The organism is Herbaspirillum sp. meg3, from assembly GCF_002257565.1.
In the GTDB taxonomy this organism is placed as follows: Bacteria; Pseudomonadota; Gammaproteobacteria; order Burkholderiales; family Burkholderiaceae_D; genus Herbaspirillum.
In genome coordinates this window covers 5049808-5062062 of sequence record NZ_CP022736.1, presented here as the reverse complement: position 1 = coordinate 5062062, position 12255 = coordinate 5049808, and the positions used below count along the sequence as shown (strand labels likewise).

The 12255-nt window shown below is 53.2% G+C and carries 23 protein-coding genes; all 23 read left to right on the top strand.

Annotated features, from left to right (window positions below; translation table 11 throughout):
• The first annotated feature begins 2 nt into the window (after positions 1–2).
• The 23 genes from rplP to hmeg3_RS22715 all read left to right on the top strand — a co-directional run bounded on the left by rplP (position 3) and on the right by hmeg3_RS22715 (position 12245).
• Complete coding sequence (gene rplP, locus hmeg3_RS22825) at positions 3–422, top strand: 50S ribosomal protein L16 (RefSeq protein WP_007875315.1); 420 nt, start codon at positions 3–5, stop codon at positions 420–422.
• Between the two features lie 12 nt (positions 423–434).
• Positions 435–626: a 50S ribosomal protein L29 gene (gene rpmC / locus hmeg3_RS22820; protein ID WP_007875317.1), complete on the top strand. Its 192-nt coding sequence runs from the start codon at positions 435–437 to the stop codon at positions 624–626.
• A complete protein-coding gene (gene rpsQ / locus hmeg3_RS22815; RefSeq protein WP_007875319.1) occupies positions 623–895 on the top strand; it encodes a 30S ribosomal protein S17 in 273 nt (90 codons plus the stop codon). The genes rpmC and rpsQ overlap by 4 nt, the downstream gene beginning before the upstream one ends.
• Before the next feature lie 202 nt (positions 896–1097).
• Positions 1098–1466 carry a 50S ribosomal protein L14 gene (gene rplN / locus hmeg3_RS22810; protein ID WP_006464924.1) on the top strand — a complete coding sequence of 123 codons (369 nt, stop codon included), beginning with the start codon at positions 1098–1100 and terminating at the stop codon, positions 1464–1466.
• 9 nt (positions 1467–1475) lie between these two features.
• The gene (gene rplX / locus hmeg3_RS22805; RefSeq protein WP_094565762.1) at positions 1476–1790 is read left to right on the top strand and encodes a 50S ribosomal protein L24; all 315 of its coding nucleotides are present in this window, start codon (positions 1476–1478) and stop codon (positions 1788–1790) included.
• A 6-nt stretch (positions 1791–1796) separates the two neighbouring features.
• On the top strand, positions 1797–2336 hold the full coding sequence (rplE, locus tag hmeg3_RS22800; RefSeq protein WP_016836027.1) for a 50S ribosomal protein L5: 540 nt from the start codon (positions 1797–1799) through the stop codon (positions 2334–2336).
• 7 nt (positions 2337–2343) lie between these two features.
• The gene (gene rpsN, locus hmeg3_RS22795; protein ID WP_007875333.1) at positions 2344–2649 is read left to right on the top strand and encodes a 30S ribosomal protein S14; all 306 of its coding nucleotides are present in this window, start codon (positions 2344–2346) and stop codon (positions 2647–2649) included.
• A 14-nt stretch (positions 2650–2663) separates the two neighbouring features.
• A complete protein-coding gene (gene rpsH, locus hmeg3_RS22790) occupies positions 2664–3059 on the top strand; it encodes a 30S ribosomal protein S8 (protein ID WP_007875335.1) in 396 nt (131 codons plus the stop codon).
• A gap of 10 nt (positions 3060–3069) precedes the next feature.
• Positions 3070–3603, top strand: a complete 534-nt coding sequence (rplF, locus tag hmeg3_RS22785; RefSeq protein ID WP_007875337.1) for a 50S ribosomal protein L6 — start codon at positions 3070–3072, stop codon at positions 3601–3603.
• Between the two features lie 12 nt (positions 3604–3615).
• The gene (gene rplR, locus hmeg3_RS22780) at positions 3616–3978 is read left to right on the top strand and encodes a 50S ribosomal protein L18 (RefSeq protein ID WP_016836025.1); all 363 of its coding nucleotides are present in this window, start codon (positions 3616–3618) and stop codon (positions 3976–3978) included.
• Between the two features lie 11 nt (positions 3979–3989).
• Positions 3990–4508, top strand: coding sequence for a 30S ribosomal protein S5 (rpsE, locus tag hmeg3_RS22775; protein ID WP_094565761.1), 519 nt, complete (start codon positions 3990–3992; stop codon positions 4506–4508).
• Positions 4509–4518: 10 nt separating this feature from the next.
• Positions 4519–4698, top strand: coding sequence for a 50S ribosomal protein L30 (rpmD, locus tag hmeg3_RS22770; protein ID WP_007875342.1), 180 nt, complete (start codon positions 4519–4521; stop codon positions 4696–4698).
• Positions 4699–4725: 27 nt separating this feature from the next.
• Complete coding sequence (rplO, locus tag hmeg3_RS22765) at positions 4726–5157, top strand: 50S ribosomal protein L15 (RefSeq protein WP_094565760.1); 432 nt, start codon at positions 4726–4728, stop codon at positions 5155–5157.
• A gap of 25 nt (positions 5158–5182) precedes the next feature.
• A complete protein-coding gene (gene secY / locus hmeg3_RS22760) occupies positions 5183–6514 on the top strand; it encodes a preprotein translocase subunit SecY (RefSeq protein ID WP_094565759.1) in 1332 nt (443 codons plus the stop codon).
• Positions 6515–6548: 34 nt separating this feature from the next.
• Positions 6549–6767 carry a translation initiation factor IF-1 gene (gene infA / locus hmeg3_RS22755; protein WP_005663428.1) on the top strand — a complete coding sequence of 73 codons (219 nt, stop codon included), beginning with the start codon at positions 6549–6551 and terminating at the stop codon, positions 6765–6767.
• Positions 6768–6804: 37 nt separating this feature from the next.
• Positions 6805–6918: a 50S ribosomal protein L36 gene (rpmJ, locus tag hmeg3_RS22750; RefSeq protein WP_014004415.1), complete on the top strand. Its 114-nt coding sequence runs from the start codon at positions 6805–6807 to the stop codon at positions 6916–6918.
• 28 nt (positions 6919–6946) lie between these two features.
• A complete protein-coding gene (gene rpsM / locus hmeg3_RS22745) occupies positions 6947–7312 on the top strand; it encodes a 30S ribosomal protein S13 (protein ID WP_007875348.1) in 366 nt (121 codons plus the stop codon).
• A gap of 51 nt (positions 7313–7363) precedes the next feature.
• A complete protein-coding gene (rpsK, locus tag hmeg3_RS22740; RefSeq protein WP_007875349.1) occupies positions 7364–7768 on the top strand; it encodes a 30S ribosomal protein S11 in 405 nt (134 codons plus the stop codon).
• 167 nt (positions 7769–7935) lie between these two features.
• Positions 7936–8559: a 30S ribosomal protein S4 gene (gene rpsD / locus hmeg3_RS22735; protein WP_016836019.1), complete on the top strand. Its 624-nt coding sequence runs from the start codon at positions 7936–7938 to the stop codon at positions 8557–8559.
• Positions 8560–8663: 104 nt separating this feature from the next.
• A complete protein-coding gene (gene rpoA / locus hmeg3_RS22730; protein WP_007875351.1) occupies positions 8664–9641 on the top strand; it encodes a DNA-directed RNA polymerase subunit alpha in 978 nt (325 codons plus the stop codon).
• A 190-nt stretch (positions 9642–9831) separates the two neighbouring features.
• Positions 9832–10221 carry a 50S ribosomal protein L17 gene (gene rplQ, locus hmeg3_RS22725; RefSeq protein ID WP_050479914.1) on the top strand — a complete coding sequence of 130 codons (390 nt, stop codon included), beginning with the start codon at positions 9832–9834 and terminating at the stop codon, positions 10219–10221.
• 283 nt (positions 10222–10504) lie between these two features.
• Entirely contained in the window at positions 10505–11446 is a 942-nt protein-coding gene (locus hmeg3_RS22720; protein WP_094566514.1) for an ATP-binding cassette domain-containing protein, read from the top strand.
• A 22-nt stretch (positions 11447–11468) separates the two neighbouring features.
• Positions 11469–12245, top strand: coding sequence for an ABC transporter permease (locus hmeg3_RS22715; RefSeq protein WP_094565758.1), 777 nt, complete (start codon positions 11469–11471; stop codon positions 12243–12245).
• The last annotated feature ends 10 nt before the right edge of the window (positions 12246–12255 follow it).

The following is a 12255-nucleotide window of genomic DNA, read 5'->3' as shown; positions in this document are numbered from 1 at the left end:
TCATGCTGCAACCAGCACGTAGAAAATATCGTAAAGAACAAAAAGGTCGCAATACGGGTATCTCGCACTCGCGTGGTACAGCCGTATCGTTTGGTGAGTTCGGTCTGAAAGCAGTTGGTCGTGGTCGTATCACGGCACGTCAGATCGAAGCCGCTCGTCGCGCTATGACCCGTCACATCAAACGTGGCGGTCGTATCTGGATCCGCGTTTTCCCGGACAAGCCGATTTCCCAAAAGCCTGCTGAAGTGCGTATGGGTAACGGTAAGGGTAATCCAGAGTACTACGTGGCTGAAATTCAGCCAGGTAAGATGCTGTACGAGATGGATGGTGTTGACGAAGCTCTGGCGCGTGAAGCGTTCCGCTTGGCAGCAGCCAAATTGCCACTGTCGACGACTTTTGTTGTTCGTCAAGTCGGTCAATAATAGGAGCGGAATATGAAAGCATCTGAACTCCGTGGTAAAGACGAAGCGGCTCTGGCCAAAGAACTGAATGAGCTGTTGAAGGCTCAATTCAGCTTGCGCATGCAAGTGGCTACGCAGCAACTGAACAATACCGCGCAACTGAAGAAAGTACGTCGCGATATCGCACGTGTGAAAACAGTCATCAATTCGAAGGGTCAACAATGAACGATCAAGTGAAACAAGCGCTCAAGCGCACGCTGATTGGCAAGGTTGTGTCCGACAAGATGGATAAGACTGTTACCGTTCTGATCGAGCGTCACGTCAAACATCCGCTGTACGGCAAAATCATCGTGCGTACCAACAAGTACCACGCTCATGATGAGTCGAATCAAGCGAAGACTGGCGATACCGTCGAGATCCAGGAAGGTCGTCCAATCTCCAAGACCAAAGCTTGGAGCGTGACACGCGTTGTACAAGTGGCACAGATTGTATAAGTAAGGCTTGCAGACTGAGCATTATGGTGCCATAATGCTCAGCTCTTCTTTTGCTTCTTGGTGTTTGGCGAGGGTAAGAGGCAAGATGCAGTTACGTAGCTTAATCGTCCCCTAACTAGCGAGTTCGCTTGCTAACAGGACCAAGACTGACCGCAACTCACATTGTGTGATTTGAGCGGATTAAGTTGGGAAAGAAAATATCATGATTCAAACTGAAAGCCGGCTCGAAGTGGCCGACAACACTGGTGCGCGCGAAGTTTTGTGCATCAAAGTCTTGGGTGGTTCCAAGCGCCGTTACGCAGGCATCGGCGACGTGATTAAAGTTACCGTGAAGAGCGCAGCTCCTCGTGGTCGCGTCAAAAAAGGTGAAATTTATAACGCTGTCGTCGTTCGTACCGCTAAGGGCGTGCGTCGTCAGGATGGTTCCCTGGTCAAGTTCGACGGCAATGCTGCTGTCCTGCTGAATGCCAAGCTGGAACCAATCGGTACCCGTATTTTCGGGCCAGTTACTCGTGAGCTGCGTACAGAGCGCTTCATGAAGATCGTCTCTCTGGCGCCTGAAGTTCTGTAAGGAGTGGTCATGGGAAAGATTCGTAAGAACGATGAAGTCATCGTGCTGACCGGTAAAGATAAAGGTAAGCGCGGTGTGGTAACTCAGCGTGTCAGCGCTGATTACGTTGTTGTTGAAGGCATCAACGTTGCTAAAAAAGCGACTAAGCCTAATCCAATGACTGGTGCAACTGGCGGCATCGTCGATAAGCTGATGCCAATTCATGTGTCGAACATTGCATTGTTTAATGCAGCGTCCGGCAAGGCAGATCGCGTGGGTTTCAAGAGCGTGGACGGTAAGAAAGTCCGTGCTTACAAATCCAGCGGCGAAGTTGTTAAGGTTTAATAGATCATGGCACGTCTCCAAGAGTTCTATAAAGAAAAAGTCGTTGCCGACTTGACTGCTAAGTACGCTTATAAGTCGGTAATGGAAGTTCCGCGCATTCTGAAGATCACATTGAACATGGGTCTGTCGGAAGCTGTTGCGGATAAGAAAATCATCGAGCACGCTGTCGGCGATTTGACCAAGATTGCAGGTCAAAAGCCGGTCGTGACCAAGGCGCGTAAGGCGATTGCGGGCTTCAAAATCCGTGAAGGCTACCCGATTGGTTGCATGGTGACCCTGCGTGGCGCTCAAATGTATGAGTTCCTGGATCGCTTCATCACTGTGGCTCTGCCACGTGTACGTGACTTCCGCGGTGTGTCCGGTCGTGCTTTCGATGGTCGTGGTAACTACAATATCGGTGTGAAAGAGCAGATCATTTTCCCCGAAATTGAATACGACAAAATCGATGCGCTGCGTGGCTTGAATATCAGCATCACGACTACCGCGAAGACCGACGACGAAGCGAAATCGCTCCTCGCCGCATTTAAATTTCCGTTCAGAAACTGAGGCTGCCATGGCAAAACTGGCACTGATTAACCGTGAACAAAAGCGTGCAGATCTGGTAAAGAAATACGCCGGCAAGCGCGCTGAGTTGAAGGCTATCATCGACGACCAATCCAAGTCGGAAGAAGAACGTTACGAAGCGCGCCTGAAGTTGCAAGCGCTGCCGCGTAACTCTGCTCCGACCCGCCAACGTAACCGTTGCGCATTGACAGGTCGTCCACGTGGCACATTCCGTAAATTCGGTTTGGGCCGTATTAAGGTCCGTGAAATCGCCATGCGTGGTGAGATCCCGGGTTTGACTAAAGCCAGCTGGTAATAGGAGAACAAGCAATGAGTATGAGCGATCCTATCGCCGATATGCTGACCCGTATCCGCAATGCGCAAGTTGTGCAAAAGACGACCGTAGCAATGCCGTCGTCCAAAGTCAAAATCGCAATTGCAAACGTCCTCAAGGACGAGGGCTATATCGAAGATTTCGCCGTGGCTGAAGCCGGCGGAAAAGCAGAACTGAAAATCGGCCTGAAGTACTACGCCGGTCGTCCAGTTATCGAGCGCCTCGAGCGCGTGTCCCGTCCTGGCCTGCGTATTTACAAAGGCAAAGACGAGATTCCTAACGTGATGAACGGCCTGGGTGTGGCAATCGTTTCCACTCCACGTGGCGTCATGACAGATCGCAAAGCGCGCGCTACCGGTGTCGGTGGTGAAGTGATTTGCTACGTGGCCTAAGGAGTGCAATATGTCTCGTGTTGGTAAAATGCCGATTGCACTGCCGAGTGGCGCGGAAGCGACCATTACTGCAGCGCAAATCACAGTAAAAGGCCCGTTGGGCTCGCTTTCCCAGCCATTGACTGGCCTGGTGAAGGTTGCAAACAACAATGGCACGCTGAACTTCGAGGCTGCAAATGACAGCCGTGAAGCAAATGCGATGTCCGGTACCCTGCGTGCGTTGGTCAATAACATGGTCAACGGTGTCACGAAGGGTTTCGAAAAGAAGCTGAACTTGGTTGGTGTGGGTTTCCGCGCTCAAGCACAAGGCGACAAGCTGAATCTGTCGCTGGGCTTTTCGCACCCAGTCGTTCACCAGATGCCACAAGGCATCAAGTGTGAAACCCCGACTCAAACCGAGATCTTAATCAAGGGTATCGACCGCCAAGTAGTTGGCCAGGTCGCCGCTGAAATCCGTGCATATCGTCAGCCAGAGCCTTACAAGGGCAAGGGCGTTCGTTATTCGGATGAAGTGGTTGTACTCAAAGAAACCAAGAAGAAGTAATAGGGGTTGACGATGGACAAGAAACAATCACGTCTGCGCCGCGCGACTCAAACCCGTGCCAAGATCGCAGAATTAAAGGTCAATCGCCTGGCCGTGCATCGTACCAACACGCACATCTACGCGAGCATCATCGGCCCCGACGCAAATGTACTGGCTTCGGCATCGACGTTGGAAGCGGAAGTTCGCCAACAACTGGCTGGCCAATCCGGCAAAGGCGGCAACGCTGCTGCTGCGACACTGGTAGGCAAGCGCGTCGCCGAGAAGGCACTGAAAGCTGGAGTCACCGAAGTAGCGTTTGACCGCTCCGGTTTCCGTTATCACGGTCGCGTCAAAGCGCTGGCTGAAGCTGCGCGTGAAGCCGGCCTGAAGTTCTAAGGAAAATCATCATGGCAAAAATGCAATCCAAAACGCAAAGCGACAAGCCTGATGACGGCATGCGCGAAAAAATGATCGCGGTCAACCGTGTCACCAAGGTGGTGAAGGGTGGTCGTATCATGGGTTTCGCAGCGCTGGCAGTTGTTGGTGACGGCGATGGCCGCATCGGCATGGGCAAGGGCAAGTCGAAGGAAGTGCCTGTTGCAGTGCAGAAGGCAATGGAAGAGGCCCGTCGCAAGATGATCAAGGTCACCTTGAAGAACGGTACTCTGCAACACACAGTGACCGGCAAGCACGGCGCATCGTCAGTTCTGATGTCGCCAGCTAAAGACGGTACTGGCGTGATCGCCGGTGGTCCAATGCGCGCAATTTTCGAAGTGATGGGCGTGACTAACGTCGTTGCTAAGTCGAATGGTTCTACCAATCCTTACAACATGGTCCGTGCAACACTCGACGGTTTGTCCAAAATGAACACTCCAGCAGAAATTGCAGCCAAGCGCGGCAAGTCTGTTGAAGACATCCTGGGCTAAGGTGAAACAGATGGCAAACACAATTAAAGTGCAACTGGTCAAAGGTCTGATCGGTACTCGCCAAGACCACCGTGCAACAGTGCGCGGTCTGGGACTGCGTCGCGTGAATTCGGTTTCCGAATTGCAAGACACTCCATCGGTTCGCGGCATGATCAACAAAGTGTCCTATCTTGTGAAAGTGGTTTCGTAAGCCCTCGGCTTGCGAACGGAGCAAATCATGGAATTAAACACAATCCAACCCGCAGAAGGCGCTAAGCACTATAAGCGTCGCGTCGGTCGTGGTATCGGTTCTGGCTTGGGTAAGACAGCCGGCCGTGGTCACAAGGGTCAAAAATCGCGTTCGGGCGGTTTCCATAAAGTCGGTTTCGAAGGCGGTCAGATGCCTCTGCAACGCCGTCTGCCAAAGCGTGGCTTCAAGTCGCTGGCAACGCCGTACAAGGCTGAAGTTCGTTTGTCCGACCTGGAAAGCCTGCCAGTTACTGAAATCGATATCCTGGCATTGAAGCAAGCCGGTGTTATTGGCGAACTGGCCAAGGTTGTCCGCATCATTTTGTCGGGCGAGCTGACCAAAAAAGTAACAGTCAAAGGTCTGATTGCTACCAAGGGCGCTAAAGCAGCTATTGAAGCTGCCGGTGGTTCGGTAGCTTAATCTGACAGTTGACGCGGAGCATTAATTGGCGACTACACCCCAACTTGCTAAAGGCGCTGCAAAAGGTTTCCCTTGGAGCCGTTTGTGGTTTTTGCTGGCAGCATTAGTTGTATATCGCATCGGTGCTCATATTCCTGTCCCAGGGATTGACCCGACGCAGTTGGCGCAATTGTTTAAGCAAAACCAGGGTGGCATTCTGGGCATGTTCAACATGTTCTCCGGTGGTGCCCTGTCGCGTTTCACAATTTTCGCTCTTGGGATCATGCCGTACATTTCGGCGTCGATCATAATGCAGTTGCTGTCGGTGGTATCGCCGCAGCTTGAAGCGTTGAAAAAAGAAGGTGAAGCTGGTCGTCGCAAGATTACTCAGTACACCCGCTACGGCACCCTGGTGCTGGCAACGTTTCAGGCGCTGGGTATTGCTGTCGCATTGGAATCGCAAGCTGGTCTTGTGTTGGATCCGGGTCTGGCGTTCCGCCTGACAACGGTTGTGACGCTGGTGACCGGTACGATGTTCCTGATGTGGTTGGGTGAGCAAATTACAGAGCGTGGTCTGGGTAATGGTATTTCGATCATTATCTTTGCCGGTATCGCAGCTGGTTTGCCGAACGCATTGGGCGGTTTGTTTGAGCTGGTTCGTACAGGCTCGATGAACGCATTGTCAGCAATTCTGATCTGCCTGATTGTCGCTCTGGTGACGTTCCTGGTGGTGTTCATTGAACGCGGCCAGCGCAAGATCCTGGTGAACTATGCGAAGCGTCAGGTTGGCAACAAGATTTACGGCGGTCAAAGCAGTCATTTGCCGCTGAAGCTGAATATGGCTGGTGTGATTCCTCCTATTTTTGCTTCGTCGATCATCTTGTTCCCGGCAACGATCACGAGCTGGTTCACTTCCGGCGATACATCGAATCCTTTCATTCGCTTTCTGAAGGATTTGGCGGCATCGATGGCGCCAGGTGAACCGATTCACGCGCTGCTGTATGCGATCGCAATTGTTTTCTTCTGTTTTTTCTACACTGCGTTGGTATTCAACAGCAAAGAAACTGCAGATAACCTGAAAAAGAGCGGTGCATTTGTTCCTGGTATTCGTCCCGGTGATCAAACAGCACGCTACATCGACAAGATCTTGATGCGCTTGACGTTGGCTGGTGCGGTGTACATCACACTGGTTTGCTTGTTGCCGGAATTCTTGATCGCACGTTGGAAGGTGCCTTTCTACTTCGGTGGAACTTCGCTTCTGATTATTGTGGTCGTCACCATGGATTTCATGGCGCAGGTTCAGAATTATGTAATGTCACAGCAGTATGAATCGTTGCTTCGTAAGGCAAATTTCAAGGGCGGTATGACTTCACGATAGGTGAAGGGTAGCGCCCAAAGGAACAGACGACGGAATGGCAAAAGACGACGTTATTCAGATGCAAGGCGAGATTCTGGAGAATCTGCCTAATGCGACATTCAGAGTTAAGTTGGAAAACGGACATGTTGTACTCGGCCATATTTCCGGGAAAATGCGGATGAACTATATTCGCATCCTCCCAGGAGATAAGGTGACAGTGGAACTGACTCCTTATGATTTGAGCCGGGCACGCATTGTGTTCCGTACCAAGTAAGTAAAACGAACCTAGTATTGAAAGAAAGAGGGCCACAATGAAAGTGCTCGCATCAGTCAAGCGGATCTGCCGCAACTGCAAAATCATCAAGCGCAAAGGCGTAGTTCGTGTTATCTGCACAGAACCGCGTCATAAACAGCGCCAAGGTTAATTTAACGTTATTGATCGAGGAATAACGCATGGCACGTATTGCAGGGGTGAATATCCCCAACCATCAGCACACTGTTATCGGCCTGACAGCCATCTACGGTGTTGGCCGCCCACGCGCAGAAGAAATCTGCGTCGCTACGGGTGTTCCGACCAACAAAAAGGTCAAGGATCTGGACGATAACGAGCTGGAAAAGCTTCGTGACGAAATTGCAAAATTCGTCGTCGAAGGTGACCTGCGTCGTGAACTGTCCATGAACATCAAGCGTTTGATGGATCTGGGCTGCTACCGTGGTATGCGTCACCGTAAGGGTCTGCCTTGCCGTGGCCAACGTACCCGCACCAATGCACGTACTCGCAAGGGTCCGCGCAAGGCCGCTCAATCGTTGAAGAAATAATCCCCTAGCGTCTCTGTAACTGCTAGTCGGTTCGGAATCAAGGAAATAATTATGGCAAAAGCCCCAAATAACGCCGCAGCAGCACGCGTGCGCAAGAAAGTTAAGAAGAACGTCGCAGAAGGTATCGCTCACGTTCACGCTTCGTTCAACAATACCATCATCACGATCACTGATCGCCAAGGTAATGCTTTGTCTTGGGCGACTTCGGGTGGTGCCGGTTTCAAGGGTTCGCGTAAATCGACTCCGTTTGCTGCCCAGGTTGCTGCTGAAGCTGCCGGCAAGGTTGCAATCGAATGCGGTATCAAGAATCTGGAAGTTCGCATCAAGGGCCCAGGCCCAGGTCGTGAATCGGCTGTCCGCGCACTGAACAATCTGGGTATCAAGATCACCCAGATCCAGGACGTGACTCCGGTCCCGCACAACGGCTGCCGCCCACCAAAGCGTCGTCGTATCTAATCTGTAGTATAATCTTGCGCTTTCGCAGAATACGCGAAAGCGTCGGAAATCACCCGCCAATGACCTTGGCGGGTTTTGTTCTTAAGCCCACTGTTTGATAGCACGCAGATCAAACTAGCGTTCAGGCCAGCGATGGTCTTGGAACGTCATTTAATAAAGGAAATACCGTGGCACGTTATATCGGACCAAAAGCAAAACTTTCCCGCCGCGAAGGCACCGACCTGTTCCTGAAGAGCGCACGCCGCTCGCTGGATTCCAAGTGCAAACTGGATTCCAAGCCAGGTCAACACGGTCGCACTTCGGGTGCTCGCACTTCGGACTACGGCAACCAATTGCGCGAAAAGCAAAAGGTCAAGCGTATCTACGGCGTGCTCGAGCGCCAATTCCGTCGCTACTTCGCTGAAGCGGACCGTCGCAAGGGCAACACCGGCGAAACACTGCTGAAGTTGCTGGAAGCGCGTCTGGACAACGTCGTTTATCGTATGGGCTTCGGCTCGACCCGCGCTGAAGCGCGTCAGCTGGTGTCCCACAAGGCGCTGACTGTCAACGGTATCGTCGTCAACATCGCTTCGTACCAAGTCAAGGCCGGCGACGTTGTTGCCGTTCGCGAAAAGGCCAAGAAGCAAGTGCGTATCGCTGAAGCGCTGTCGCTGGCTGAGCAATCCGGTTTCCCATCGTGGGTTTCCGTCGATGCGAAGAAGCTCGAAGGTACTTACAAGACTTCCCCAGACCGTAACGAAATCGCTAACGACGTCAACGAATCGCTGATCGTCGAATTGTATTCGCGTTAATCCGCACCCTGATTTTCCTCGTGCCCACCTCTCGGTGGGCATTTTTCCGACATGCCATCAGCCTTATCGGTGTAACGAACCGAGGGTATTGAAAAGGACATTTCATGCAAAATAGTTTGTTGAAGCCACGTATTATCGAAGTTGAAGCGCTCGGCGCCGGTCACGCAAAAGTCGTGATGGAGCCGTTCGAACGTGGTTATGGCCACACTTTGGGCAACGCGCTGCGCCGCGTTCTGCTGTCGTCGATGATCGGTTATGCCCCAACCGAAGTCACCATCGCCGGCGTCGTACATGAATATTCTTCCCTCGACGGCGTGCAAGAAGACGTCGTTGATATCCTGTTGAACCTGAAGGGCGTGGTCTTCAAGTTGCATAACCGCGACGAAGTCACTCTGACCCTGAAGAAAGAAGGCGAAGGCGTGGTGCTGGCATCGGATATCGATCTGCCGCACGATGTTGAGCTGATCAATCCTGATCACGTAATTGCCAACCTGACAGCAGGCGGCAAGCTGGACATGCAGATCAAGGTTGAAAAGGGCCGTGGCTATGTGCCGGGTAACGTTCGTCGCCTGTCCGAAGATGCAAACAAGACCATTGGTCGCATCATTCTGGACGCATCGTTCTCGCCAGTGCGCCGTGTTTCCTACGCTGTTGAATCGGCGCGTGTGGAACAACGTACCGACCTGGACAAGCTGGTCATCAACATTGAAACCAACGGTGTGATCACACCGGAAGAAGCGATCCGTCAATCGGCGCGCGTCCTGGTTGATCAACTGAACGTGTTCGCCGCCCTGGAAGGCACCGAAGCGACTGCCGAAGCTCCATCGCGCGCACCGCAAGTTGATCCTATCCTGCTGCGTCCGGTCGACGATCTGGAACTGACTGTCCGTTCGGCAAACTGCCTGAAGGCCGAAAACATTTACTACATTGGCGATCTGATCCAACGTAGCGAAAATGAACTGCTGAAGACACCGAATCTTGGCCGCAAGTCCCTGAACGAAATCAAGGAAGTTCTGGCATCCCGTGGTCTGACCCTGGGCATGAAGCTGGAAAACTGGCCGCCAGCCGGCCTGGAAAAGTAATTTTTGCAATGATGGCGAGCGGTTGAGAGATCGCTCGCCAGACAAAGCAGGTCAGTAAAGAATCAAGCAGCACCGTAGTAGAAGCAACAAGTCCTGGCAACAGGCAATAACCTAATCGATACCGGTCCGCGGCAACTAGACACTGCCGATAGAAGAGCTGGATTAAAACTGTAATCTGAAAGGAAATATCATGCGTCACCGTCACGGTCTCCGTAAACTGAATCGTACTTCCTCGCACCGTCTGGCAATGCTGCGCAACATGACAGTATCCCTGCTGCGCCACGAAGCTATCAAGACAACTCTGCCAAAAGCCAAGGAACTGCGCCGCGTTGTCGAGCCTATCCTGACTCTGGGCAAGACCGATACACTGGCTAACAAGCGTCTGGCATTTTCCCGCCTGCGCGACCGTGAAATCGTCGGCAAGCTGTTCTCCGAACTGGGCCCACGCTACGCTACTCGTAACGGCGGCTACCTGCGCATCCTGAAAATGGGTTTCCGCGTCGGCGACAACGCACCGATGGCTTTCGTTGAACTGGTCGATCGTCCAGACGTCTCCGAAGAAGCGCCAAGCGTTGAGTAATCTCCGCTGCATGCAGACATCGCGTCAAGCACGATGAAGAAAAAGCCAGGCTCTGCCTGGCTTTTTGCATTTCCGGGCCACACAATGCCGATAGCTTGTAAGGTCGGCCCTGCATGAAACGACCAAAGCTGCAGATGGTCGAAGAGTCTGAGGTAAAGATCGCCGCGTGCCGTGCAAGCAATTGTGCAATTGTGCGAGTATCAGAGACATGCAGTCATAAGGCACGAACCAGTCAGCTGAATTGAGCCGCAAAAAACGTGACAGCGTCGACCACAAGGACAACATGGCAGAAACAACAGAGACATCCATACTTTCAGTCCGAAATTTACATAAAGCCTTTGGCGCCGGCGCGGAACGCGCCGCGATCATCAACGACCTCAGTTTTACACTGCGTCGTGGTGAATGCTATGGCCTGCTCGGTCCCAATGGGGCGGGCAAGACCACGACGCTGCGTCTATGCCTCGGTTTGTCTACGCCTGACAGCGGAGAGATTCTGCTGGGCGGTCAGCGCATCCCCGATCACGCGCGCATTGCGCGCATGCGTGTCGGCGTTGTACCGCAGGCCGACAATCTCGATCCGGATTTTACTGTGCAAGAGAATCTGCTGGTCTTTGCGCGTTATTTTGGTATCGCCGACGAAGTGACACGTTCACGGATTCCGGAGCTGCTCGAATTCGCCAACCTGTCTGCGAAGAAAGATGCGCGCATCGGCGAGCTGTCCGGCGGCATGAAGCGTCGTCTGACGCTGGCGCGGGCGCTGGTCAATGATCCCGATCTGCTCTTCATGGATGAGCCGACCACCGGTCTGGATCCGCAGGCACGGCACATGATCTGGGAGCGCCTCAAGAGCCTGCTCGCGCGCGGCAAGACGATCTTGTTGACAACGCACTTCATGGATGAGGCCGAGCGCCTGTGCGATCGTCTCGCGGTGATCGATCACGGCAAGATGATTGCCGAGGGCTCGCCGCAAAGCCTGATCGCACAGCATATCGAATCCGAAGTGTTGGAGGTCTACGGCGAAAATGCCAGGTCCTGGGCCGAGCAACACGGTCACGGCAACGCCTCTCGCGTCGAATACAGCGGTGAAACGGTGTTTTGCTACACCAACGACGTGCGGCCATTGCTGGCCACTCTGCAGCATGCGCAGGGCCTGCGCTATCTGCATCGGCCGGCCAATCTGGAAGATCTTTTCCTGAAGCTGACCGGCCGCGAGATGCGCGATTGAGAACATCGAGAAAGACCCCCCCATGACAAGCCTCTACGCCATTCCCGCATTCTCGCTGCGCTTCTATCCGATCTGGCGGCGCAATTTTCTGGTCTGGAAAAAACTCCTGGTCGCCAGTGTGCTGGGCAACATTGCCGATCCGCTGATTACGCTGATCGCCTTCGGCTACGGCCTCGGCAGCATGCTCAAGGAAGTCGATGGCATTCCTTACATCCACTATCTGGCATCGGGATCGATCTGCATGTCGGTCATGATGGCGTCGTCGTTCGAGGCCTTGTATTCCGCTTACTCGCGCATGAGCGTGCAGCGCACCTGGGATGCGCTGATGAACGCCCCGTTGGCGCTGGACGATATCGTATTGGCAGAGCTACTCTGGAGCGCCACCAAATCGTTGTTCAGCGGCGTCGCCATTCTCTGCGTGATGTTCGCGCTGGGCATCGGCCTGCATGTGCAAGTGCTGTTGGTGTTGCCGGTACTGTTCTTCGCCGGCATGACCTTCGCGGCGCTGGGTCTGATCATGAATGCACTCGCGCGCGGCTATGATTTCTTCACCTACTATTTCACACTGATTCTGACGCCAATGGTTTTCCTGTCGGGCGTGTATTATCCGGTTGCGCAGCTACCGTCGTGGCTGCAGCTGATATCGCAATTTCTGCCGCTGAGCGCGGCCGTCAATCTGGTGCGCCCGCTGGTGCTTGGCGGCTGGCCGCAGACACCTTTGCTGGATCTGGCGATATTGGCAGTGTATTGTTGCGGCGGTTTTTATGTGGCGATGATTTTTACGCGCCGTCGTTTTTGATGCCGGTTGC